At 72.9% G+C, this 23,182-nt stretch carries 20 protein-coding genes and 1 pseudogene; 10 read left to right on the forward strand and 11 right to left on the reverse strand.

The genetic code is table 11. The features are described 5' to 3' along the window. From FRAQA3DRAFT_RS37895 to FRAQA3DRAFT_RS30295, 3 genes are all read right to left on the reverse strand, one after another. Window positions 1-273 (reverse strand): biotin/lipoyl-containing protein (locus tag FRAQA3DRAFT_RS37895; RefSeq protein WP_009742869.1); only part of this gene is annotated, 273 nt, incomplete at its 3' end. A 145-nt stretch (window positions 274-418) separates the two neighbouring features. Beyond that, window positions 419-1,801, reverse strand: a complete 1,383-nt coding sequence (lpdA, locus tag FRAQA3DRAFT_RS30290; protein ID WP_009742870.1) for a dihydrolipoyl dehydrogenase — start codon at window positions 1,799-1,801, stop codon at window positions 419-421. Between the two features lie 319 nt (window positions 1,802-2,120). After that, on the reverse strand, window positions 2,121-3,674 hold the full coding sequence (locus FRAQA3DRAFT_RS30295) for a leucyl aminopeptidase (protein WP_035921742.1): 1,554 nt from the start codon (window positions 3,672-3,674) through the stop codon (window positions 2,121-2,123). A gap of 108 nt (window positions 3,675-3,782) precedes the next feature. On the opposite strand from FRAQA3DRAFT_RS30295, the gene gcvT reads away from it, so the two are divergent. Further along, window positions 3,783-4,880, forward strand: coding sequence for a glycine cleavage system aminomethyltransferase GcvT (gene gcvT / locus FRAQA3DRAFT_RS30300; RefSeq protein ID WP_009742872.1), 1,098 nt, complete (start codon window positions 3,783-3,785; stop codon window positions 4,878-4,880). A gap of 227 nt (window positions 4,881-5,107) precedes the next feature. On the opposite strand, the gene FRAQA3DRAFT_RS30305 is transcribed toward gcvT, so the two are convergent. Continuing rightward, entirely contained in the window at window positions 5,108-5,938 is an 831-nt protein-coding gene (locus FRAQA3DRAFT_RS30305) for an adenosylcobinamide-GDP ribazoletransferase (RefSeq protein WP_009742873.1), read from the reverse strand. After that, window positions 5,938-7,074: a nicotinate-nucleotide--dimethylbenzimidazole phosphoribosyltransferase gene (cobT, locus tag FRAQA3DRAFT_RS30310; RefSeq protein ID WP_009742874.1), complete on the reverse strand. Its 1,137-nt coding sequence runs from the start codon at window positions 7,072-7,074 to the stop codon at window positions 5,938-5,940. Before cobT ends, FRAQA3DRAFT_RS30305 begins: the two co-directional genes overlap by 1 nt. Window positions 7,075-7,365: 291 nt before the next feature. Between cobT and FRAQA3DRAFT_RS30315 the strand changes: the two genes are divergently transcribed. Beyond that, on the forward strand, window positions 7,366-11,409 hold the full coding sequence (locus tag FRAQA3DRAFT_RS30315) for an NB-ARC domain-containing protein (protein ID WP_009742875.1): 4,044 nt from the start codon (window positions 7,366-7,368) through the stop codon (window positions 11,407-11,409). Here FRAQA3DRAFT_RS30315 and FRAQA3DRAFT_RS30320 read toward each other — a convergent pair. Beyond that, a complete protein-coding gene (locus FRAQA3DRAFT_RS30320) occupies window positions 11,391-12,926 on the reverse strand; it encodes a bifunctional adenosylcobinamide kinase/adenosylcobinamide-phosphate guanylyltransferase (protein WP_009742876.1) in 1,536 nt (511 codons plus the stop codon). The two genes, FRAQA3DRAFT_RS30315 and FRAQA3DRAFT_RS30320, sit on opposite strands and share 19 nt — an antisense overlap. Window positions 12,927-13,029: 103 nt before the next feature. After that, window positions 13,030-13,200 (reverse strand): hypothetical protein, encoded by a 171-nt coding sequence (locus FRAQA3DRAFT_RS36425; protein ID WP_009742877.1) that lies wholly within the window; start codon window positions 13,198-13,200, stop codon window positions 13,030-13,032. A 470-nt stretch (window positions 13,201-13,670) separates the two neighbouring features. On the opposite strand from FRAQA3DRAFT_RS36425, the gene FRAQA3DRAFT_RS30330 reads away from it, so the two are divergent. Then, window positions 13,671-13,883 (forward strand): hypothetical protein, encoded by a 213-nt coding sequence (locus FRAQA3DRAFT_RS30330; RefSeq protein WP_009742878.1) that lies wholly within the window; start codon window positions 13,671-13,673, stop codon window positions 13,881-13,883. A 228-nt stretch (window positions 13,884-14,111) separates the two neighbouring features. On the opposite strand, the gene FRAQA3DRAFT_RS33910 is transcribed toward FRAQA3DRAFT_RS30330, so the two are convergent. Further along, a complete protein-coding gene (locus FRAQA3DRAFT_RS33910) occupies window positions 14,112-14,897 on the reverse strand; it encodes a hypothetical protein (RefSeq protein WP_009742879.1) in 786 nt (261 codons plus the stop codon). 707 nt (window positions 14,898-15,604) lie between these two features. Between FRAQA3DRAFT_RS33910 and FRAQA3DRAFT_RS30340 the strand changes: the two genes are divergently transcribed. From FRAQA3DRAFT_RS30340 to FRAQA3DRAFT_RS30365, 7 genes and pseudogenes are all read left to right on the forward strand, one after another. Continuing rightward, window positions 15,605-16,339, forward strand: a complete 735-nt coding sequence (locus tag FRAQA3DRAFT_RS30340) for a DNA alkylation repair protein (protein ID WP_009742880.1) — start codon at window positions 15,605-15,607, stop codon at window positions 16,337-16,339. A 323-nt stretch (window positions 16,340-16,662) separates the two neighbouring features. Beyond that, entirely contained in the window at window positions 16,663-17,082 is a 420-nt protein-coding gene (locus FRAQA3DRAFT_RS30345; protein WP_009742881.1) for a helix-turn-helix domain-containing protein, read from the forward strand. After that, entirely contained in the window at window positions 17,079-17,771 is a 693-nt protein-coding gene (locus FRAQA3DRAFT_RS33915; RefSeq protein WP_009742882.1) for an epoxide hydrolase family protein, read from the forward strand. The genes FRAQA3DRAFT_RS30345 and FRAQA3DRAFT_RS33915 overlap by 4 nt, the downstream gene beginning before the upstream one ends. Before the next feature lie 185 nt (window positions 17,772-17,956). Next, window positions 17,957-18,343 (forward strand): hypothetical protein, encoded by a 387-nt coding sequence (locus FRAQA3DRAFT_RS30350; protein WP_035921749.1) that lies wholly within the window; start codon window positions 17,957-17,959, stop codon window positions 18,341-18,343. Between the two features lie 91 nt (window positions 18,344-18,434). Next, window positions 18,435-18,686, forward strand: a pseudogene (locus FRAQA3DRAFT_RS37900) (bacteriocin biosynthesis protein); the annotation flags it as partial. Window positions 18,687-18,820: 134 nt separating this feature from the next. Next, window positions 18,821-19,306: a nitroreductase family deazaflavin-dependent oxidoreductase gene (locus tag FRAQA3DRAFT_RS30360; protein ID WP_009742883.1), complete on the forward strand. Its 486-nt coding sequence runs from the start codon at window positions 18,821-18,823 to the stop codon at window positions 19,304-19,306. Window positions 19,307-19,346: 40 nt separating this feature from the next. Then, window positions 19,347-19,943 carry a TetR/AcrR family transcriptional regulator gene (locus tag FRAQA3DRAFT_RS30365; protein WP_009742884.1) on the forward strand — a complete coding sequence of 199 codons (597 nt, stop codon included), beginning with the start codon at window positions 19,347-19,349 and terminating at the stop codon, window positions 19,941-19,943. Between the two features lie 95 nt (window positions 19,944-20,038). On the opposite strand, the gene FRAQA3DRAFT_RS30370 is transcribed toward FRAQA3DRAFT_RS30365, so the two are convergent. From FRAQA3DRAFT_RS30370 to nadA, 3 genes are read right to left on the reverse strand one after another with little or no spacing between them, the layout of a single operon-like run. Beyond that, window positions 20,039-21,004: an aldo/keto reductase family protein gene (locus FRAQA3DRAFT_RS30370; RefSeq protein WP_009742885.1), complete on the reverse strand. Its 966-nt coding sequence runs from the start codon at window positions 21,002-21,004 to the stop codon at window positions 20,039-20,041. Window positions 21,005-21,064: 60 nt separating this feature from the next. Then, entirely contained in the window at window positions 21,065-21,673 is a 609-nt protein-coding gene (locus tag FRAQA3DRAFT_RS30375; protein ID WP_009742886.1) for a DUF3043 domain-containing protein, read from the reverse strand. Further along, window positions 21,673-22,878, reverse strand: a complete 1,206-nt coding sequence (nadA, locus tag FRAQA3DRAFT_RS30380; RefSeq protein ID WP_009742887.1) for a quinolinate synthase NadA — start codon at window positions 22,876-22,878, stop codon at window positions 21,673-21,675. The genes FRAQA3DRAFT_RS30375 and nadA overlap by 1 nt, the downstream gene beginning before the upstream one ends. Between the last annotated feature and the right edge of the window lie 304 nt (window positions 22,879-23,182).

The raw sequence follows: 23,182 nt of genomic DNA on the forward strand, positions 1-23,182 counted from the left end.
CGCGGCGGTCTCGGCCGCGGCGGCGCCGCCGCCGGAGCCGTCGTCGATGACCGCGAGCTCGACGCCGACCTCGACGGTCTCGTCCTCCGCGACCTTGATGGAGCTGATGACACCGGAAGCGGGGGCAGGAATCTCGGTGTCGACCTTGTCCGTGCTGACCTCGAGAAGCGGCTCGTCGGCCTCGACGCGCTCACCCTCCTGCTTCAGCCAACGGGTGACGGTTCCCTCGGAGACACTTTCCCCGAGCCGGGGCATCGTGACAGATACAGACATGCTGGAACGACTCCTTCGTCGCGTCCGGCATGCACCGCGCAAGCGGCCGGCCGGAGGCGCTCATGCTATGGCGTGAACGTGAGTACCTGGGCGGGATCGGGCCGCGGGGCTGACCCGGTCGCGGACCGATCCCAGGGCGATCGCCTTAGCCGTGGACGTGAAGGGGCTTGCCGGCCAGCGCCAGGTGCGCCTCGCCGAGAGCCTCGGACAGTGTGGGATGCGGGTGGATCAGCTGGGCGACCTCGGCGGGGAACGCCTCCCAGTTCGTGATGAGCTGGGCCTCGGCGATGAGCTCGCCCACCCGGTCGCCGACCATGTGGACGCCGACCACCGGACCGTCGGGGACCGCGACCAGCGTGACGGCGCCGGCGGTCTTGAGGATCTGGGACTTGCCGTTGCCCGCCAGGTTGTAGGTGACGGTGCTGACGTCGCCGAAGCGCTCCTTGGCGGCCGCGGTGGTCAGCCCGACCGACGCCACCTCGGGGTGGGAGTAGGTGACCCGCGGGACGTTGTCGTAGTCGACCGGCACCGGGTTGAGTCCGGCGAGCTGTTCGGCGATGAAGATGCCCTCCGCGAAGCCCACGTGGGCGAGCTGCAGGCCCGGCCGCAGGTCGCCGAGCGCGGACACGGTGGGGACGTTCGTGCGCAGGAAGCGGTCGACCAGGACGTAGCCGCGGTCGGTCGCGATGCCGACCTCCTCGTAGCCGAGGCCGGCCGAGACCGGTCCGCGGCCCACCGCGACGAGCAGCAGCTCGGCGTCGATGGTCGTGCCGCTCTCCAGCGACACGGTGACCCCGTGGTCGGTCGTCTTCACGCCGGCGAAGCGGGCGCCGAGGTGCTGCTTGATACCACGCTTGCGGAAGGCGCGCTCGAGCAGCTTGGAGCTGGACTCGTCCTCCAGCGGCACCAGGTGCGGCAGGGCCTCGACGATCGTCACCTCGGCGCCGTAGGAGCGCCAGACCGAGGCGAACTCGCAGCCGATGGCGCCGGCGCCGAGGACCACGGCGGATGCCGGCACGTGGTCGAGGGTGAGGGCGTCGTCGCTGGTGATGACCTTGTCGTGGTCGATGTCCAGACCGGGCAGGGACTTCGAGTACGAGCCGGTGGCGAGCAGGACGTGCCGGCCTTCGATGATCCGGTCGCCGACCGCGACGGACGTCGGCGAGGCGAGCCGGCCGAATCCCTCGACGACCTCGATGCCGCGCGACTTGACCAGACCGGTCAGCCCCTTGAACAGGCCGGCGATGACCGAATCCTTGTAGGAGTTGACCTTCGCCATGTCGATGCCGTCGAAGGTGGAGCGGATCCCGAAGGACTCGCTTTCATTGATGTTGTCGACGATCTCCGCCGAATGCAGCAGCGCCTTGGTCGGGATGCAGCCTCGGTGCAGACAGGTGCCGCCGAGCTTGTCCTTCTCGATCAGAACGACGCTCAGGTCGAGTTCCGCGGCGCGCAGCGCGGCGGCGTATCCGCCGCTGCCGCCACCGAGGATGACCAGGTCGACGGGACCGGCCGCTGAATCCGCCACGCCAGGGGTCCCTTCTCGTTGACTTCTATGGTTGTGCCGGTGATGCCGGGAGCGTGACCCGTACCCCGCCGGTGTCGCATGATCGCGACGTTGGTGGCACGGCCCCGGCCGCGCCGGCGGCGTTCGTCACCGTGCACGGCCGGGAAACGCCGGCATCGACGTGCCCTTCGGGCCGGCGCTTCAGGCCACGACTCGCCACACCACGTCGGTCCGAGCCCAGTCTTTCACGCCGTGGGCCCCCTTCCGCTCGGATGGGTGAGTGTGCTGCATCGCGCGAGGTGTAGTCGCAATCGCCGCTCTGCCACACCTGCCCGGGCGGTCAGTCCGCGATGGCGGAGCCGTTGCCCGTAGGCGTGCCGGCGCGGTTCTCGGCGAGCTGGACGAGCGTGCGGACGATCACGCCGGTGCCGCCCTTGGGCGTGTGCCCGTAGGGCTGCCCGCCGTTCCACGACGGGCCGGCGATGTCGATGTGCGCCCAGCTCGCCTCGTCGGGCACGAAGTGGGCGAGGAAATGCGCCGCGACCAGCATCCCGCCGTCCCGGCTGCCGCCGGGCGGAACGTTCGCGATGTCGGCGACCGTGGAGTCCAGCCCCTTGCGCAGCTCCGGCGGCAGCGGCATCGGCCAGACGCTCTCCCCGGTCGCGGCGGCGGCCTTCGCGACCGCGTCGACGGCGCCGTCCCGGCCCATCACCCCGCTCGTGCGCTGGCCCAGCGAGACGATCTGGGCACCGGTCAGCGTGGCGATGTCCACGATCAGGTCCGGTGCCTCCTCGGCCGCCCGCACGAGGGCGTCGGCGAGGACGAGCCGGCCCTCGGCGTCGGTGTTGAGCACCTCGACCCGGGTGCCGCCGCGCAGCGTCAACACGTCCGAGGGCCGGATCGCGTCGCCCGAGGGCATGTTCTCCGCGCAGGGCATCCAGCCGGTCACCGTGACCGGCAGCCGCAGGCGGGCCGCGGCGATGACCGTGGCGAGGACCGCGGCCGCGCCCGCCATGTCCGTCTTCATCCATTCCATCGCCGTCGGGGGCTTCAGCGACAGGCCGCCGGAGTCGAAGGTGATGCCCTTGCCGACCAGCGCGAGCGCCGGGCTTTCGCCGCCGCCGCGCCATTCGAGGCGGATCAGCCGGGGCGGGTTGGCGGAGCCCTGGCCGACCCCGATGATCCCGCCGAAGCCGCCCTCGGCCAGCGCCACCTCGTCGAGAACCTCGACGGTGACGCCGGCGGCGGTCGCCTTCTCGACGGCGACGTCGGCGAGCAGGGCGGGGGAAAGGTGGCTCGGCGGGGTGTTCACCAGGTCCCGGACCAGGACGACCGACTCGGCGACGACCACGGCGCGGTCGATCTCCTCCTGCGCGAGCGTCAGGGACTTGTCGTCCACGAGGAGCGTCAGCGCGCCGACGGGGGCGGGGCGACCCTTCGCCGAGGTGGTGCGCAGCCGGTCGAAGGAGTAGGTGCCGAGCAGCCCGCCCTCGGCCACCGCCCGGACCGACTCCGCGGTGATCGCGCCCGGAGCGGCAGCCAGGGCCAGTGCCACGGAGCCGGTCCCGGCCAGCGCCCGCACCGCCGTGCCCGCCGCGCGGCGCAGGACCTCGGCATCCAGCGGGGTGGACGGGGACGCCAGCGGGCCGAGCCCCACCGCGAGGACGGTCGCCGCCGGAAGCGCCCCCAGGGTCGCGAAGCGAACGGTCTCGCCGGCCTTCCCGGTCGCGCCGAGCGAGGCGAGCACCGTGGCGAGCCGGCCGCCGAGCGCCGCGTCCACCTCGGCGGCGCCGCCGGTCACCAGAAGGCCGTTCTCGCCCACCGCGGTGCCGATCACCACCGCATCGGCCTCGAGATCGACTAGAGCTGCTGAGCTGGGCGCGATGCTGGTCATGCGGTGAGCGTATTGAACGACAAGCCCGGTCGACGCCCCCCCGGGCGCCGAGACCGGTCCGCCGCCGGTCTTTCCGATCCGGCTCGCGGTCACACTAGGCTGTTCGCCATGGCAGACCTGCGTCGCTCTCCGCTGTACGGCCGTCATGTCGATCTCGGCGCGAAGATGGCCGGCTTCGGGGGCTGGGAGATGCCGATCGAATACGCCGGGCGCGGAGTTCTCGCCGAGCATCAGGTGGTTCGTGGCGCGGTCGGAATCTTCGACGTCAGCCATCTCGGCAAGGCCGAGGTCGTCGGCGCGGGCGCCGCCGACTTCGTCAACGCCTGCCTGACCAACGACCTGGGCCGGATCTCCCCGGGGCAGGCTCAGTACACGTTGTGCTGCGACGACGACGGCGGGGTCGTCGACGACCTGATCGCCTACCTCTTCTCCGCAGAGCGGGTCTTTCTGGTCCCCAACGCCGCGAACAACGCCGAGGTCGTCGCCCGCCTGGCCGCGGCCGCTCCCGCGGGTGTGTCCGTCACCGACCGGCATACCGGGTTCGGGGTGCTCGCGGTGCAGGGCCCCGCGGCCCCGGCCCTGGTGGCGGCCCTCGGCCTGCCCACAGACGGGGCGTACATGAGTTTCGTCGAGGCGGAGTGGAAGGGGCGGCCGGTGATCGTCTGCCGGTCCGGTTACACCGGCGAGCGCGGCTACGAGCTGCTGCCCCGCTGGGACGACACGCCCGCGCTGTGGGACGCGCTGTTCGCCGCGGGGGAGGCCCTCGGCGCGGCGCCCGTCGGCCTCGGCGCCCGCGACACCCTGCGCACCGAGATGGGATACCCGCTGCACGGCCAGGACCTGTCGCGGGAGATCACCCCGGTGCAGGCCCGGTCCGGGTGGGCGGTCGGCTGGGACAAGGAGCGGTTCTGGGGCCGGGAGGCGCTGCTCGCCGAGCGGGCCGCCGGAGCCGCGCGCCTGCTGTGGGGGCTGACATCGACCGGGCGGGCCATCCCCCGGCCGCACATGGCCGTGACCGCGGCCTCCGGCGAGGCGGTCGGCGAGGTCACCAGCGGAACGTTCTCCCCGACGCTGCGCCAGGGCATCGGCCTGGCGCTGCTGGACCGAGGCGTCTCCGCGGGCGACACCGTGAACGTCGACGTCCGCGGCCGGCCGAGCCCGATGACGGTCGTGCGGCCCCCCTTCGTCGGGTCCTCGCCCAGGTAGGACGCGCCCCGTCACCTCGACGCGGCGCACCTCGGGCTGGGACAGCGGTTGTTTGGGCGGCGCGAAGACACGGTGTCTGCCAGTGTGCCTGCATGGTTCGCTGGCGGGAGCGCGGGTAGGACCGGCATCCGCGCCGGTACCGCGCGGCGAAGCGGGAACCCACCCGAAGCTCACAACCACAGCGGCGTAGCAGACGGGAATCTCCGCTCTCCAATACGGAGAGGATGTCAATGGCCCAGGAAGCGCACCGCCGGCGTCGGCAGGGTCATCGCCATGACGATCAGCGTCACCATGGTCGTGAGCTCGATGATTCCGCCGAGCATGTCACCGCTCAGGCCACCGAAGCGGCTGGTCAGATAGCGCCGCAGCGCCACCGAGAAGGCGGTCCCGACGCAGACCGCGACGACGGCGCGCACGGCCCGGCCGACGTCCCCGCCGTCGAAGTCGAGGCGGCCGGCCAGCGCCGCCAGGGCGCAGACCCCGACGAAGGCCAGCACCGCGTCCCGGGTGCGTACCGTGCCGGCCACGAGCGCGCCGAGACCGTCCGGATGAGCGGGCGGGGTGCGCGCGGCGCAGGCGAGGGTCGCGGCGAGCCGCCCGGTCATGACGGCGACGAGGATCGAGACCGTGCCGCGGTGCACGGTGACGGCGGCGCTGAGCGCCACGACCTGCAGCAACACGACGAACACGACGCTGATGACGCCGAAGGCGCCGATCGTCGACTCGCGCATGATCTCCAGGGCGCGGTCCCGCCCCCGCACGCGCCGGGCACCGAGGCCGTCCCCGAGATCGGCCAGGCCGTCGAGGTGCAGGCCCCCACTGGCCAGCGCGAGGACGGCGATGCCGATCGCGGCGGGCAGCAGGCTCTGGTTGCGATGGCCGGGCGTCCCGGTCGTGACCCGCATCGTGACCACGACCACGGCGACGACCAGCCCGAGGGCCAGGCCCACCAGGGGCGCCAGCGCCATCGCACGGCCGGCCCCCCGCCGGTCCAGCCGCTCCGGGCCGCGCAGGGGCAGCACCGTGAGCAGCGTGAATGCGGTTCTCGCCGCCAGCATCACGTGACGTCGACCGCCGCGCCGTCGGTGGCGTCCAGGCCGCCGACGGCCTCGGACTTGCCGCTGACACCCGCCTGGTCGAACGTCGCCATCTCCGCCAGCGTCGCCTGCGCGGCGCGCACCAGCGGCACCGCCAGCAGCGCCCCGGTGCCCTCGCCCAGGCGCAGCCCGGCGTCGATCAGGGGCGTGAGCCCGAGCGCGCCGAGGGCGATCGCCTGCGCCGGCTCGGGGGAGCGGGTGCCCGCCACCCACCACTGCCTGGCACCCGGCGCGATGCGCTCGGCCGCCAGCGCCGCGGCGCAGACGATCACACCGTCGAGGACGACCGGGGTCCGCCGCACGGCGGCCTGCACCAGCAGGCCGGTGAGCGCCAGCAGGTCCGCCCCGCCGACGACCCGCAGCATCGACTGCGCGTTGCCGGTGAACGGCCGCCCGCGCCGCATGGCATCGCGGATCGCGGCCGTCTTCACCATCCAGCGCCGGTCGTCGATGCCCGTTCCCCGCCCGACCACCTCGATGGGCTCGCGGTCGCACAGCAGCGCGACGATCGTCGCCGCGGGGGTCGTGTTCCCGATGCCCATCTCCCCGGGGACGAGAAGATCCGCACCGGCGTCGATCTCCTCGTCCGCGATGAGCCGACCGACGGCGAACGCCCGCTCGGCCTCGGCCACACTCAGCGCGTCCGTCCGGTCGATCCGCCCGCTCGAGCGCCGCACCCGGTAGCGGTCGGGCGGCGCGGTGCCGTCGACCCCGCCCACGGTGGTGGGCTGCGGGCTGTCCACCGCGACGTCGACGACGCGCACGGCGGCGCCGACCTGGCGGGCGAGGACGTTGACCGCCGCCCCGCCGGCGGCGAAGTTGGCCACCATCTGCGCGGTCACGTCGCTGGGAAACGCGGACACGCCGAGCTGGGCGATCCCGTGGTCGCCGGCGATCACGATCGCCCGGACCCGGTCGAACGGCCGCGGGGGGCAGGTCCCCTGCACGCCGGCGAGCCAGATGGACAGCTCCTCGAGCCGGCCGAGCGCGCCCGGCGGCTTGGTCAGCTCGGCCTGCCGGCGCCGTGCCGCCACCATCGCGTCGCTGTCCAACCCCGGGACGACGGGAACGACGCCGCTCGCATCATGGGAATCCACGAGGTCCTTACTACCTGATCCGTTGCGGGGAGCTCGCACCCCGTCTCCAACGCGGCAGGCCCGCGGCCGGGCCGCAGCGTGCCGCGCCGAGCCGGTTGCCACCCGAGGCCGCCCGCACCTGGTCGGACAGTCTCCGGGCGGCCACGCAGAAGCGGCGGAGGATGCGGGCAACGGAGTCGATCGGATACGTTGCGAGATGTGTCGCTCCCGGTTGATTCGTTTCCGGATCGGACCCGGGCACCCGGGTCGGCGCCGGCCGGCGGTGGGCTGCCCGTCGAACGCGAACGGCGGGTGTTTCTGAGCCATACCGCGGAGCTGCGCCGGTTTCCGCGGGAGCGTTCGTTCGTCGCCGCCGCCGAGCGTGCCGTCGCGCTGGCGGGCGACCGGGTGATCGACATGGAGTACTTCGGCGCCAGGGACGCCGATCCGGCGGACTTCTGCGTGCGGACGGTCCTTTCGTCGGACGTCTACCTGGGCCTCATCGGATTTCGTTACGGCTCCCTGGTGACCGGCCGACCCGAGACGTCCTACACCGAGCTGGAGTTCGACACGGCGACGCGGGCCGGGATACCCCGCCTGGTGTTCCTCCTGGACTATCTCGCCGAGGTTCCGTTCGGTGAGTTCGTCGACGAGAGCCACGCGGAACGCCAGAAGGCGTTCCGAAGCCGGCTGCGCGAGTCCGGCATCATCACGGCCGATTTCCGCGGTGCCGGCGATCTGGAGACGGCCGTCCTCGACGCCCTGGTGAAGCTGCGGGAGAGCCAACGGCGCATGGTCGGCGGGGGCGGCGCCGGTCCTGCCGCAACCGACGCCGCCGCGGGGGTCCCGCGCGCCGGCGGCCAGCGCCGACCGTGGATGCTCCCCGGCGACCGCGACGACCTCGTGCCTCGCCCGGCGCTCACCTCGGTCGTGCTCGCCGAGGTGCTCGCGAGCGCGGCGGACGCGGTGAACGCGGTGAACGCGGCCGGCGGGGCGAGCGGTGTGCGGCCCGGCGCCTTCCAGGGACCCGTCGTGCTGCACGGCACGGGCGGCATGGGGAAGACCACGCTGACCCGGGAGGTCTGCCGGCAACCGGAGATCGCCGAGACGTTCGGTGGCGGATTACTCTGGGTCACCATCGGGGAGACGTTGGACGGCGCCCGGCTTGCGGACCGGATCAACGATCTCAGCGAGGCGCTCTGCGGCGTCCGGCCGACCCTCTCCGATCCGGAACAGGCCGGCTTCCATCTCGGGACGCTGCTCGGTGACGAGTCCCGGCTGCTGGTCGTCGACGACGTGTGGAACCCGGCCCAGTTACAGCCGTTCCTGCAGGGCGGGGCGGGCACCGTCCGGCTCGTCACCACCCGGCTGCGTGACCTCGTTCCCCGGGCACGGATGATCGAGATCTCGGCGATGCTCCCCGGCGAGGCCATGACGCTGCTGTTGCGCGACCTCGGTGCGCAGGCGCCGGAGGCGGCCGAACGGCTGCTGGGCGTGACCGGACGCTGGCCGGTGCTGGTGCGTCTGGTCAACCGTGCGCTCGTGCGGCATGTCCGCGATGGCATGAGCGTGCCGCGGGCCGCCGAGCGGGTGCTGCGCCGGATGCGCCGGCGTGGCCCGACCGGGCTCGACGTCAGCCGGGCCGCGCAGCGCACCGAGGCGGTCGAGGCCACCCTGGCGGCCAGCCTCGGCCTGTTGACCGGGCACCGCCTGGAGCGCTACCTGGAACTCGCCGTCTTCCCCGAGGACGTCGAGATCCCGCGCCGGGTGCTCGACGCCTACTGGGGGGCCACGGGCGATCTCGATCCGGACGAGGTCGACGACCTCTGCCAGGAACTGGCGGACCTCTCCCTGGTCGTCACCTACCGTCGGTCACCGCCCGCGCTGCTGCTCCAGGACGTGCTGCGCACCTACCTGCGGATCCGGGTCGGCGAGGACCGGCTGCGCGAGTTCGAGGCCGTGCTCTGCGACGCGCTGCGCGACACCTTCCTGCCCGCCCCGACCGCGCCGCCCGCCTCGGCCGAGGTGCCGCCGCCCGGCGCGGCCGTGTCGCCGAGCGAGCCGTGGTGGCTGCTGCCGGAGTCCGCCGACTACGCGTGGACCCACCTGGTCGGCCACCTCGTCGGCGCGGGCCGGACGGCCGAGGTCGCCGCGCTGGTCCGGGATCTGCGCTGGACCCTGGCCAAGCTGCAACGTCCCCAGTTCGGCCCGGTCGCCGTCCAGGCCGACCTCGACCTGGCGGCGACCGTCCTGCCGGACGAGCCGGTGCTGGCCGCCCTGTGCCGCGCCGTCCTGCGCAACGCCCACCTGCTCGCCCCGACCGACCCGCCGGCCTCCCTCGGCGCGGTCCTGCTCAGCCGCCTCGACGGCAGCCCCGATCTCGACGGCGCCCGGTCCGCCCTCGCGGCCCACGTCACCACGCCTCGGCTGAACAACCGGTGGTCGCGCCCGGACCAGCCGCATCCGGCGCTGCGGCGAACCCTCGGCGGCCATCGCCGCTGGGTCGACGGGCTCGCCGTCGCTCCCGACGGGCGGATGTTGGCCTCCGTGGGCAGCGACGGCACCGTGCGGCTGTGGGAGGTGCCGGACGGGCGGGGCCAGGCGGTGCTGTCGGGGCACGACGGCGAGGTGCTCGACTGCGCGTTCGCGCCGGACGGCCGCACGGTCGCCTCCGCCGGGGCGGACGGCACGGTGCGGACCTGGGCGGTGCCGCGGGCGTGGGACGACGGATCCGTGTTGTGGGCGGGCGGGCGAGGGGAGCCCGCTCCGGCGGTCCCGCCGAGCCGACCGGCCGCGTCGCAGGTGCTGCGCGGCCATGTCGGGAGCGTCACCGCCTGCGCGTTCAGCCCGGACGGCGCCGTCGTCCTCTCGGCCGGGGAGGACGGGAGCCTGCGCTGCTGGGATGCGCGCAGCGCGGCCTGCCTGCTCGCGGTCACCGTCGCCGACGTGCCGCTGCGCTGCTGCGCCCCGGCCCCGGACGGCGGCTGGATCGCCGTCGCCGGGGATGACGGGGTGATCCGCATCTGCGATCCGTCGACCGGGCGGCGGACGATGACCCTCACCGGCCATCTCGGAGGCGTCCTGGCGCTGACCGTCGCGCCGGACGGCAGCTGGCTGGGATCGTCGGGACAGGACGGCACGTTCCGCCGGTGGTCGATGCCCGCGGGCCGCCCGATCGGAACGCTGCGGGAGGACTGGGGGGCGATCCGTGGCGCCGCGGTCGGGCCGGACGGCCGGCTGTTGGCGACGACGAGCCGGGAAGGCGTGGTCCGGCTGTGGGACGCACCGGCGGAGCGTCACCGGGCCGATCTGTCGGGGGCGGTCGGCAGCCGCACCTGCGTTCTCTCGCCGGACGGGACCTGGGTGGCCGCCGCCGACCGGTACGGAGCGATCCGGTTGTGGGCCACCGACGTCGACCTGCCGAAACCGTCCGCGGGCGGCCGGGACGAGCCGATGCGGGGATGCGCCGTCGTGGCCTCCGGCGAGCACGGCGTCGCGCCGCTCGTCGTCGCCTACTCCGACGACGGCACCGCGGCCGCCTGGGACCTGGCGACCGGCGAGCTCACCGGCACCGCCGTCGCCGGCGCCGTGGAGATGGCCCGCGGGGTCGAGGTGAGTCCCGACGGGACCTGGGTGCTCGTGCCCGAGAAGCTCACCGCGCTGCGCCGGTGGGACCCGGTGACGGGTGCCGTCGCGGGGATGCTGACGGCCGATGCCGAGATCAGCGGCTTCGCCCTCGACCCCACCGGAACCTGGGCCGTCGCCACCTGCATGGACGGGACGCTCCGGCGGTGGGACGTCGCGACCGGTCACCCGTCGCCGACGGTGGCGGCGGCGATCGCGGCCGGCGCGTCGGAGGCGCCGGCCGGAACCGCCCACCGGGGCGCCGCGCTGGCCTGCGCCGTCAGCCCCGACGGGCGCTGGGTGGCCTCGGGTGGGCGGGACCGGACCGTGCGGCTGTGGGAGGCGGCGACCTTCCGGCCGCGCCGCGAGTTCACCGGGCACACCGACGACATCCTCGGGATCGCCTTCTCGCCCGGCGGCGAGTTGCTGGTCACCGCCGCGGCCGACCACACCGTGCGCGTCTGGCGGGTCGACGACGGCGCGCCGGTCGTGACGTTGGCCGGCCACGTGCACACCGTGCGGGCTGCGCGGTTCTCGCCGGACGGCGCGTGGCTGGCCACGGCCGGTGGGGATGGCGCGCTGCGGATCTGGGACGCGACGACCTGGCGTTGCGTCGCCATGATGCGCTTCGACGGCGGCGCCCGAGACTGCACCTGGCTTCCTGCCGGCCTCGGCCGCGGTCTTGTCGTGGCCGGCTCGGCGGGGCTGTTCCGCTACGACTTCGACGGGTGAACGGACTTCGACGGGTGAACGAACTTCGACGGGTGAACGGCGGCGTCCGCGTCCCGCGGGCGCAGCCGGACCGCCGTGCCCGCCACGACCTGCCACACCTCGTCGGACGCGGCGGCGAGCTCGGCGTTCAGCAGACCTAGAGCGTCGCGGAAGCGGCGGCCGGCGGCCGTCTCCGGCACCACCCCGGAGCCCACCTCGTCGGTCACCGCGACCACGCGCCGCGCGGTGTGGCGCCATGCCTCGACCAGTTCGCTCGCCCGGCTCGCCAGCTCCGCGGGGTCGTCGAGCAGCGCGGCGACCCACAGCCCGATGCCGTCGACGAGCAGCGGCGGACCCGGCGAGCGCAGCAGCGGCACCAGGTCGAGGGTCTCCACGGTGGTCCACGCCGCCGGGCGGCGCTCGCGGTGCGCGGCGATCCGCGCCGACCATTCGGCGTCGGTGGGGTCCGGGGGCGCCGACGTGGCGACGTACACCACCGCCGGCTCGGCGAGCAGCCGACGCTCCGCCTCGGCGGACTTCCCGGACCGGGCACCCCCGGTGATCAGCACCCGGTACGGCGGGGGCGGCGCCGTGCTCGGCGGCGATGGCAGCGGTGCAGCGGGACTCGCGAGTCGTGCGGTGGGTGCGGGGGACCGGACGGGCGGCAGCGGCGCGCGGGGCGTGAGGTCGAGGACGGCGCCGTCGGGGGGAGCCTGCGCGCCGAGCAGGGCGAGCCGGCGGGCCAGCTCGTCCCCGGGCGGGTTGCGATGGCTGAGGTGGACGGCGAGCACCCGGGTGCCGTCGACGACGGCGTCGCGCCGGCGCAGCTCCGCGACGAGTTCGGCGAAGGAGTCGAGGCCGAGGTGCTCGCCGAAACCGGGCCGGTCCCCGTTGTTCTCCTCCAGCAGCACCACGTCGTACGCCCGGCCGGTGACCGCGGCGAGCGTCGACGCCGGCAGGGGCGCGGCGGTGTCGCAGCCGTAGAGCAGCCGGCCGCCGTCGGGGGCGGTCACGTCGTAGAGCACTGCCGGGCCGATGCTCGCGTCGCCGTGCCGGGCGGCCAGCGGGCGCACGAGGTACTCGGCGTCATCCGCGCCGAGGCACAGCGGATCACCGTCCGGCGACCCGTCGCCCGCCGTCGCCGGGACGAAGCGCAGGGCGGAGCCCTCCCGGGTCGGGTCGGCGCCCTCCCACCGGGTCAGGAACTCGCGGCACACCGCCAGCGCCGCGGGCGGCCCGACGACGTCGAGCGGCCGACCGGCGGCGGACGACCACGACCGCCACATCAGGCTCTCCGGGCCGAGGTGGTCGGGATGCGCGTGGCTGATCAGCAGATGGCGCAGGCCGGAGAGCCGGACACCGAGCCGGGCAGCGGTCCGCGGCACGTCGGGCCCGCAGTCGATCAGCAGGGCGTCGTCGACGAGGACGGCGGTCTGCCCGCGGACCTCATGGTCCCGCGCCCAGGCGCAGGACGCGCAGTCGCACCACGGGTTCGGCCAGCCGTCCGCCGAACCCGTGCCGAGCAGGGTCACCCGCACCGCCAGGCCCCCCTCACCGCCAGGCCCCCCTCACCGCCAGGCCCCCTCACCGCACGGCCCCCCTCACCGCACGGGCTGCCGGTGCCGTCGCCGCCGCGTCGGGTCACACGTGCGGGTGGCGCTTGCGCTCCCACCGGGTCATCAGCGCGAGCACCGCCGCCAGCAGGAAGATGGCCACGAAGGTGACGATCACGGCAGCCCACCAGGTCAGGGGCGGGTCGTGCTCCGCGGACTCGGCGGCGAAGGCTGCGGCGTTGTAGACGGTCGTTCCCACGCGGGTTCTTCCTCCTCGACCGGATATACCGGGTGTGGACGGGCATGGTGCAGGGACGACGGAGCCGGCGACGCGGGGCGCCGTCGGCGACGAAACGCGGTCGCGCCGGGCGGCGACCCGGGCCGCCGGCCTGCGCGCCGGTGCCGGCCACGTCGCGGCCCGAGGTCCCGTGTCGGGGTCGCACGTCGTGCTGTGTCCCGTGTCCCGTCGGGGCTGACGTTACCGGCGTCGAGGACATCCTGACGCGGGTGCCCGCGTGCGCGCCAGTGGCGTGCGGTACTGAACCGCCGGTCCGCTCGACCGATCCGCCGCGGAGCATCGGCCCTGGCGTGGGGGCGATGGGCGGCGCGCTGATCCGCGGGGCCGCGCCGACGCGGGACACACGGTTGGATGGGGCCACCGGTCGACCGATCGGGCGATCGCGGAAGACGGCTGGCCGACTCGGGCCGCCCGGGTGAAGGGACCCACGCATGACCTGGACCTGGCGTTACGAGGGCGACGACGGAGCGATCGCCACGATCGGCGGTGCGTCGAGCTCCGAATCCTTCACCAGTCAGGGCGACGCCGAGACCTGGCTCGGGGAGACGTGGCGTGATCTGCTCGCGGCGGGCGTCGTCCAGGTCACACTGCTCGACGCCGGACGGCGGATCTACGGCCCGATGAGCCTGCGCCCGGTCACCTGATCCGTGCCGGGGCCTGACCTCACCGATACCGGACTGCTCGCGGGCACGCCGATGGCCACGCAGACGGCGGCCGGGGTCTGGTGGCGGATGGTGCCGACTGCGATCGCTGGAGCTGGGCCGGCGGCGGGGCGTGGTTCCGCGGAACACCATGATCGTCGCGATCGGGGTCGGGGGCCCGGACGCGTGGCGCGGTGGTGCAATAAACCCGGAGAAAGTGCTGTACGCGCTTCAGATGGTTGGTCCGGGAGGGAGGGCACGTCGTCCCGACGAAACCTGTTCGCCCAGATCCCGAACGGATTCGAGCCGTGCCCAGTCGGTATTGCGGACCAGCGTGCGCCAAATGCCCGCGGCGCGGCCGGCGGTGGGACCGTCCGGAACCTCTCTGCCGCCGATCGTGGCCACGGCATCGATCGCAGCCCTGGCAGCTTGTTCGGGATCGGGGTGGCGGCGGTGAATGAAGGCGCGTGCAAGTGCGAGATGTGTACCGGCGGTCGTCCTGTACCGACCGCTTTCGGCAAGCATCGTCAGTGATCGTTTGACGTGTGGTTCGGCTTCCTCGCCCTCGCCAAGGTAGCCGAGGATGACAGCACCGAACGCCTCGTACGCTTCGTCATCGATGGGTGAGGGGCCCGGTACATGCTTGCCTGCCCAGATGTTCTCGCCCATGGTTCGCGGGGCGGAGCGTGCTTCTTCCTGCCGCCCGGTAAGTGCGAAGGCGCGGGCCTGTGCGCAGGCCAGTATCGGAACGATGTACGGGGGTGCGCGTGTCTGAGCTTGCGCGGCGATGTGTGCAGCAGTGTCGAACTTCGTGACCGAAGAAGGCTGTCGGTTCTCGCAAGGGGCTGGACCGGTGGCCTTGTGGGGGAGACAGGCACGGGCTGCGGTGTTGGACTGGCCTGGATGGTCGACGCGGCCGGTCCGGACACATCTTTTGTGAGTATTGAACTGGATGCGGAGCGGGCCGCTGCGTCGGCGGACTTTTTCAGTGGTCACCGCAACGTCCACATCGCTCATGGGGACTGGCACGGATCACGAGATTATGGCCCGTTCGATATGCTGGTCCTGGACGGTGGAGGCAAAGGCAAGGACCCAAGCGTGGACTCACCTCTTGATCCTGCCGATGGTTGGCTCAAGCTGGGAGGGACGGTCGTGCTCGACGACTTCGTCCCGGTCGGTCGGCCTGGTGCGTCGGAGCACGACTCTGCTCGTAACCATTGGCTGAATCATCCGCTCCTCAAGGGCGCGGAAATCCGACTTTCCCCATCTCTGGCCACGCTCGTGGCAACGCGCGTTCATTAGGATGCTTTCCTGGCGGCTCGTCGCCCACTCAGGGGCCAAACCCGAGCTCCAGTCAGCGGCCTGGCGCCCTGGCGCGAAACCCGCCAACCGGCAGTGGTGACACAGCAGCACCAGGACCACCTGGCGGCCGGTACCACCTCGACACCCGGACTTGCCAACCAGATCCGATCCCTACAACCCCGTGTAGGGCGCGCGGATAGCTGAGCATTCAGCCCGCGGGCGTGAGGGGTAGTTGAGCATTTTTTGGCGTGGCGTCCGGCGCGATAGTTGAGCAGCGGTGACGTGCCCGCGTCGGGCTTCGCTGGCTGGCCGTTACCGACTGTGGTCGGCACGGGCTGCTCGGCCTTGAACGAGCCTGCCGCAGCCCCATCCCCGAGCCCACGCGAGCGGCTTGCCGGTCGTGGAGGGCAGCATGTCAAGCCATGGCGAGGGAGCTTGACGGAGCGGTCAACGGCGCGGTCAACGGCGCGGTCGATAGTGGTCTGGTGGCGGCGGTGCGGGCAGCGCTCGCCAGCGCCGCCGACCCGGCGAAGGCGCCGGGCATGCAGGCGTACATGAAGTCGGACATGCCCTATCGCGGCGTGCCGAAGCCTACGCGGGAACGGGTGCTGCGTCCCGTCTTCGCCGCGCGGACGTTGCCGGACTTGGCCAGCTGGACGGTGACCGTCCTCGCGATGTGGCGGGACGCGGCATACCGGGAGGAGCGGTACGCCGCGATCGACCTGACCGGCCATCGCGCCTATCGTGCCTACCAGCGGGCGGAGACGCTGGACATGTACGAAGAGATGATCACCACCGGTGCCTGGTGGGACTACGTGGATGAGATCGCCGCCCGCCGGATCGGACCGCTGCTCGCCGTCGACCCCGCCGCGATCCGTCCCGTGATGCTGCGTTGGAGCCGCGACGGCGACCTGTGGCGGCGCCGCACGTCGATCATCTCCCAGCTGTCGTTCAAGACGGCGACCGACCTCGAACTGCTGTACGCCTGCATCGACGCCAACCTCGACGACCGGGACTTCTTCATCCGCAAGGCGATCGGCTGGGCGCTGCGCCAGTACGCCTGGACGGACCCGACGGAGGTCCGCCGCTTCGTCAGCGCTCGCGGCCATGCCCTGTCGCCCCTGTCCCGCCGCGAGGCGCTGAAGAACATCGGCTGATCCGTCTCGCCCATGGGGTCGGTGGACCTACAAAATCCGCCACTGCGCGTGACTGCTCAAATAGCTCGTAGCCCGCTGCTCATGTAGTGCTCAACTACGAGTCCGCCTGCTCGTCTATCCGCTGTTCGATCGGGAGAGAGGAGCAGGCGACGTGCAGTCTCGTGTGGATCAGCGCCCCTCGTCGGCCACCGAACGTCGTCGCCGGGTGAGATCGAAAGGCGGGGTTGGGGCCCCTCGTGCGGGACGGCTCGCGGGTTCGACGTGGGCAGCCGGCATCGTCAGATCGACTTGACGTCAGGCCGATCTGACGACAGGGTGGGCGAGTGATCACTCCTGATGCCGTCGAAATGCAGGTGACGTTGCGGACCGCGGTCGCCCGTTATGAGCAGTTGCGCACGCGTGACTCGCTGGCCGATCCGAACGCGCTGGACTCCGACGTGGGCGACGCGCAGCCGCTCAGTAGGGACGAGGCGTTGGAGTTGCTGGCTCTGGGCGAGGTCATCGCCCGCAAGGCTGGCTACGGCCGGCAGCTTGCCGTGCGCACCGCTCGTGCGGCTGGGGCTTCCTGGTCCCAGATCGGGCGGGCGCTGGGTACGAGCAAGCAGACTGCCTGGGAGGTGCACAACCGCTGGATCGAGGCGCAGGTGCGCGACCATGACGGCACCGGCGACAAGAACCTCACCCAGGGCGTCGCCGCCGAGGCCCGCACGCTCGCCGGGACGCCTGAGGATGACGACGCATGACGCGGGCCACGCCTACCACCGCCGCGGCCGCGGCGATTCATCCGTTTCGGCTGGAGGTGCCCCAGGCGCAGCTGAACGACCTGCGCGAGCGCCTCGCCCGTACCCGGTGGCCGGACGATGCCGCGGGAGGAACGTGGACCTACGGCATCCCGCTCGACCGCCTGCAAGCGCTGACCGATTACTGGCGCACCGGTTGTGACTGGCGTGCGTGTGAGGCCGAACTCAACAGGTTCGCCCAGTTCACGACCCTCTTCGGGGGAGCCAGCGTGCACTTCCTGCATGTCCGCTCGCCCGAACGGCATGCGCTGCCCCTGATCATGACTCACGGCTGGCCCGGATCAGTCGTGGAGTTCCTTGACGTCATCGGGCCCCTGACCGATCCACACGCCCACGGCGGAGACCCCGCCGATGCCTTTCACCTCGTGCTCCCGCACATTCCGGGTTTCGGCCTCTCCGGGAGGACGTGCGCACCTTTTTCCGCCCGCTGCGCTAATCATCCCGCGAAGCTGGAATCTGCATCGCGCAGCACATCGAATGTTTTTTCGACTGGCGAATCGCAGAAGAAAAATGATTTCTTTGGTAAATCTTCCGGCTCGGCGGGCCGACCTCGGCGGGCGACCGTGCGCGCGAGTTTATCGGCCAGATCCGTCGGAGTCCCGTGTGGATCGATGCCTCTCGTCGGCTACTGAACGTGGTCGGCGGGTGGGATTCATCGAGGAGGTTGAGAACGAGTCGGGCTTCGCGGGCGAAGTGTTCGCCGTGCGGGGTGAACGCATCGGGTCCTCCCTGCGGGGTCAGGGGGGTGGGTGTGGGCTGCGGTGCCGCGGCGGGTGGGGATGCCGAGGGCGCGGGCTCGGGCGCTGACGTCGGTGCCGTGGACGCCGAGCTCGGCGGCGATGTCGGCGAACCGCCGTCGTTTGACGTCGTACTGCTCGCCTGGCCAGGCGGGATCGACCGCGGCGAGGATCGCGCGTCCGGATGGTCGGCGGGGCTCCGCGATGGTCGGGGCTGGACGGTGCGGGCTGGACGGTGGGGGGTGGTTCGGTGGGGTGGGACGGGGTTGGTGGGCCCAGAGTTCCCGGCGGTGCACGCGAGTGGGGTCGACGCCCGGCCAGGCGACGCCGGTGATCCAGTCGAAGGGTGGTTCCCAGGTGACGGGTTCGTCGATGTTGCCGCGGCGGAGGATGCGTTCGGCGCGGTCGTGCAGGTAGGCGTCGAGTGGTGCGGGGAGATTACCGGCGAAGCGGGTGTGGCGGGGTGAGGCCAGTCGGCGGGCGCGGTGCTGGGCGCAGCGGTCGCGCCAGGCTGTTGCGCCGAAGTCGGGTTGAAGGAGGCGCGGTCGCCGTCACGGCAGCCGCCACCTGCTCCCCCTCCTCTGCCGCGGCCCCGCCGACCGGCGGGAACAGTCACTCGTGCTGTGCAGCGTGCTCATGCGAACCGCAGGCCTGGACTTCAATGAGCAGGGCGACGTGTGGGCGCGGGTCGCCGAGCAGCGCCCCGGCCAGACCGGCGCACCACCACTCGACCCGCAGGCATGGGCTTCCTTCACGGGCGACGTCCGCCACCTGCTCCTCGGCGATGCCCGAGCAGACCTCATCGGCCGGACCTCGCCCCTGGCCCAGACCCTCGGACGTGGACGTGGACGTGGTCGCCTCTGTTGACATCCTCAGGCTAACGTTGTTAGCTGACACGGTGGCTAACGGTGTTAGCCGACCCGTCGTCCCGGAGGTGCAGACACATGACAGAGCAGCGTGACCAGGCGTCGTCCCGTCCCACCGGCGCGCACTACCGCGCGCCCGGCTGGTTCACCCGCAACGTGGCCAACCGCCTTGTGGCGCTGGTGACCCGGGCCGGTGTGAGCGTGCTGGGCAGCCGGGTGCTGGAGGTGCGCGGTCGGGCCAGTGGCCAGCCGCGGCGGACCCCGGTGAACCTGCTCACCCACGAGGGGCGGCAGTACCTGGTCTCCGCCCGCGGCCACGGCCAGTGGGTCCGCAACGTCCGCGCCGCGGGCGGCGAGCTGTATCTGCTACGGGGGCGCTCGCGTACGCTCTACCACGCCGACGAGCTGGACCCGGCGGACAGCGTCGCCGTGCTGCGGGCCTACCTGAAGCGATGGAAGGCCGAGGTCGGCGCCTTCTTCGACGGGATCGGGCCCGACTCCGCCGACGAGGAGATCCGCCGGATCGCGCACCGCCATCCGGTCTTCACGCTGACCGCGAGGTGATCTGCCGCCTCGCCGCCCGGCGCCGTGCGAGAGGGGACGGATGGGGACACCGCAGGGCCCGGGTGGCCTGCCGCTGGCGCCCGTCGCGCCCCGGCCCGAGCTGGCCCCGCCCTCGCCGCGGGTCGGCGAGATCGTCGCGGTCGCGCGGGAGGTGCTGGAGAAGGAGGGGCCGGCGGCGCTGACGATGCGCCGGCTCGGCGAGCTGCTGGGCATCCGCGCGCCCTCGCTGTACAAGCACCTCGCCGGCAAGACCCAGCTCGAGGCCAGGCTGGTCGACGCCGCGCTGGTCGAGATCGGCGACCTGCTGCACGGCGTCGTCGACCGCGCCGACGCCGCGAGCGTGCTCGGCGACCTGCTGGCCGCCTACCGCGCGCACGCCCGCGCGCATCCGAATCTCTACCGGCTGGTCACCTCCGGCCCGCTGCGCCGCGACCAGCTCACCGCGGGGGTGGAGGACTGGGCGGGCGAGCCGTTCTACCGGGCCACGGGGGAGCCCTACCTCGCGCAGGCGCTGTGGGCGGCGGCGCACGGCACGGTCATCCTCGAACTCGACGGCCGGTACCTGCCGGGCTCCGACCTGGATCGGACCTGGGCCGCGCTGACCGCAGCGTTTCGCCGACCCGTCGACGGCGCCTGATCCCGCGTCCGCCTGGTCGGCCCTCGCGTCCGGGGGCGTTGCGGGCCGCCCGGTCGGCCGGCCGGCCGGTCAGGGCGTCGATCCCGGATGCCGGCTCAGCCGCGGGTGATGACGTCGGCGAGCACGTCGTCGATCCGCTTGAGCAGCGCCGGGTCGAGGGTCACCCCGGCCGCCCTGACGTTCTCCCGCACCTGCTCCGGCCGGGAGGCGCCGATGATCGCCGAGGCGACGTTGTCGTTCTGGAGCACCCAGGCGACGGCGAGCTGGGCCAGGCTCAGGCCGGCGTCCGCGGCGATCGGGCGCAGCTGTTGCACCGCGGTCAGGACGTCGTCGTTGAGCAGCCGGGCGATGAACGTCGCGCCGGGCCCGCCGGTGGCGCGGCTGCCGCTCGGCGGCGGCTGGCCGGGCAGGTACTTGCCGGTCAGCACGCCCTGTGCGATCGGCGACCAGACGATCTGGGAGATGCCGGCCTGCTCGCTGGCGGGCACGACCTCGGCCTCGATGGTGCGCCACAGCATCGAGTACTGCGGCTGGTTGGAGATGATCCGGTCCAGGCCCAGCTCGCCGGCGATCCGCACGGCGTCGGTGATCTGCTCGGCGGACCACTCGGAGACACCGACGTAGAGCACCTTGCCGGCGCGGACCAGGTCGTCGAAGGCCCGCAGCGTCTCCTCCAGGGGCACCGTCGGGTCGTAGCGGTGCGCCTGGTAGAGGTCGAGGTGGTCGGTGCGCAGCCGGCGCAGCGAGGCGTGGGCGGACTCGATGATGTGCTTGCGGCCGAGGCCCTTGTCGTTCTCGCCGGGGCCGGTCGGCCAGTAGACCTTGGTGAACAGCTCGTAGGACTCCCGGCGGACGCCGTGCAGGGCGTCGCCCAGCACGCTCTCGGCGCGGGTGCCCGCGTACACGTCCGCGGTGTCGAAGGTCGTGATGCCCTCGTCGAGGGCGGCGCGCACGCAGGCCGTCGCCGCGTCCGCCTCGATCTGGTCACCATGGGTGATCCAGTTTCCGTAGGAGATCTCGCTGACGGACAGGCCGCTGCGCCCCAGGCGTCGATGCTTCACGTCACAAACCTACGACGGGGCCCACCCACCTGGGAGGGGGTCCGGCGACCTACGGCGGGGCTAGGGCCGCGGGTCGCCCCGGGACACCCGCGGGCGGGGCAGGCGCCAGCGGCGCGGCAGCAGGGCCCGCTGCGCGGCGTAGGCGCGCACCCGCACCCGCGAGTCCGGGTAGCGTTCGGCGACCTTGCGGCTCACCTGCCAGGAGAGCACGATCGAGTCGACGACGACCGCGATGATGCCGACCAGCATCAGCAGGGTCGCGGCGAGCCGCACGACGCCGTTCGGGATCAGCCCGCCGACGAAGTAGACGACGGCGGCCAGCAGGAAGTACGGGCCGACGCTGATCCGGGTGTCGACGAGGTCGCGGGCCAGCACCCGCTCCGGGGCCCGCTCGCGCGGCGGCAGCCGGCTGACGTCCCCGGACATCATCGCCGCCCGGTACTCCTGGCTCTGCCGGCGCCGGGCGGTCTTGGCGTCCTGGCGGCTCGCTCCCTTGCCCGTCGGTGCGGCGGTCTTGCCACGGGCGGCCCGGGCGTCCGAGCGCTTCGGCGTGGGCCGCCCCTTCGCCGCGGTGCGCCGCGGGTCGGCCGACGAGTCCGGCTCGACCGGTTCGACCTGCTCGGCGAGCGGTTCGGAGTCGGCGGAGCCACGCCGCTTCAGCAGGGCCATCAGGGCAGTGCCAACATCTGATCGAGTGCCTTCCGGGCAAAGGTGGCCACGTCCGGGTCGACGGCGATCTGGTTGACCGTCTCGCCGCGGACGAGTGACTCCAGCGCCCAGACGAGGTGCGGCATGTCGATCCGGTTCATGGTGGAGCAGAAACACACCGTACGGTCCAGGAAGACGATGGTCTTGTCGGGGTGCCGCTTCGCCAGCCGCTGCACGAGGTTCAGCTCGGTGCCGACGGCGAACGCCGAGCCGGCCGGGGCGGCGTCGACGACGGAGATGATGTATTCGGTGGAGCCGACCAGGTCCGCCGCGGTGACGACCTCCCGGCGGCACTCCGGGTGCGCCAGGACGGTGACCCCGGGGATGCGGGCGCGCACCTCGTCGACGCTGTCGCGGGTGAAGCGCCCGTGCACCGAGCAGTGCCCGCGCCAGAGGATCATCTTCGCCTCGCGCAGCTGGCGGTGGGTCAGCCCGCCGCCGGGCCGGTGCGGGTCGTAGACGACGCAGTCCGCCTCGGTCATCCCCAGCTCGCCGACGGCGGTGTTGCGCCCGAGGTGCTGGTCGGGCAGGAACAGCACGCGGGCGCCGCCGCGCTCGCCGAACGCCCACTCCAGCGCCCGCCGGGCGTTCGAGGAGGTGCAGATCGTGCCGCCGTGCCGGCCGGTGAAGGCCTTGATGGCGGCCGAGGAGTTCATGTAGCTGACCGGGACGGTGTCCGCGGCGACGCCGGCGTCGAGCAGGTCGTCCCAGGCCTGCTCGACCTGCTCGGCGGTGGCCATGTCGGCCATCGAGCAGCCGGCGGCGAGGTCGGGCAGGATGACCCGCTGGTGCGCGCCGGTGAGGATGTCGGCGCTCTCGGCCATGAAGTGCACGCCGCAGAAGACGATCGCCTCGGCCTGCGGGCGGGCCGCGGCCTGCTGGGCGAGCTTGAACGAGTCGCCGGTTACGTCGGCGAAGGCGATGACCTCGTCGCGCTGGTAGTGATGCCCCAGGATGAAAACCCGGTCACCGAGCGCGTTCTTCGCGGCGGCGGCGCGGGCCGCGAGGGAGGGGTCCGCGGCCGGCGGCAGCTCCCCGGGGCAGTCGACGCCACGCTCGCTCGCCGGGTCCGACCCGCGGCCGAGCAGCAGCAGGGCCAGGGGGGACGGGGTGACGCCCACCTGCGCGAGGGCCGGATCCCGCCCGAGGGTCGGATTGATCGTCATGGCGCTCCTCTGGTCGACCGGCCCGCAGCCTGGCCGCCTGGTCGTCCGCGCCGACCGACCGGCGATCCCGCCGGGGCCGTCCGCGAATGGTCGATGAGACTCTAACTCCCCGCAGCCATCGTATGCGGAGCTCCGGTGGTCGAGCGCCGGCTTGTCCGGGTTGCCGCTCCGGTTCCGGTCACCAACGTGAACGCGGTCACGAACGTGAACGGAGGTGACCGGCGTCTCGTGGCCCGGCAGTCGGCGCCATGGCCCGGTCCCGATGCCGTCGCTACGATGGGAAGCGGATCCCGTCCCATGGTGT

Origin of the sequence: Frankia sp. QA3 (assembly GCF_000262465.1) — a bacterium.
GTDB lineage: Bacteria > Actinomycetota > Actinomycetes > Frankiales > Frankiaceae > Frankia.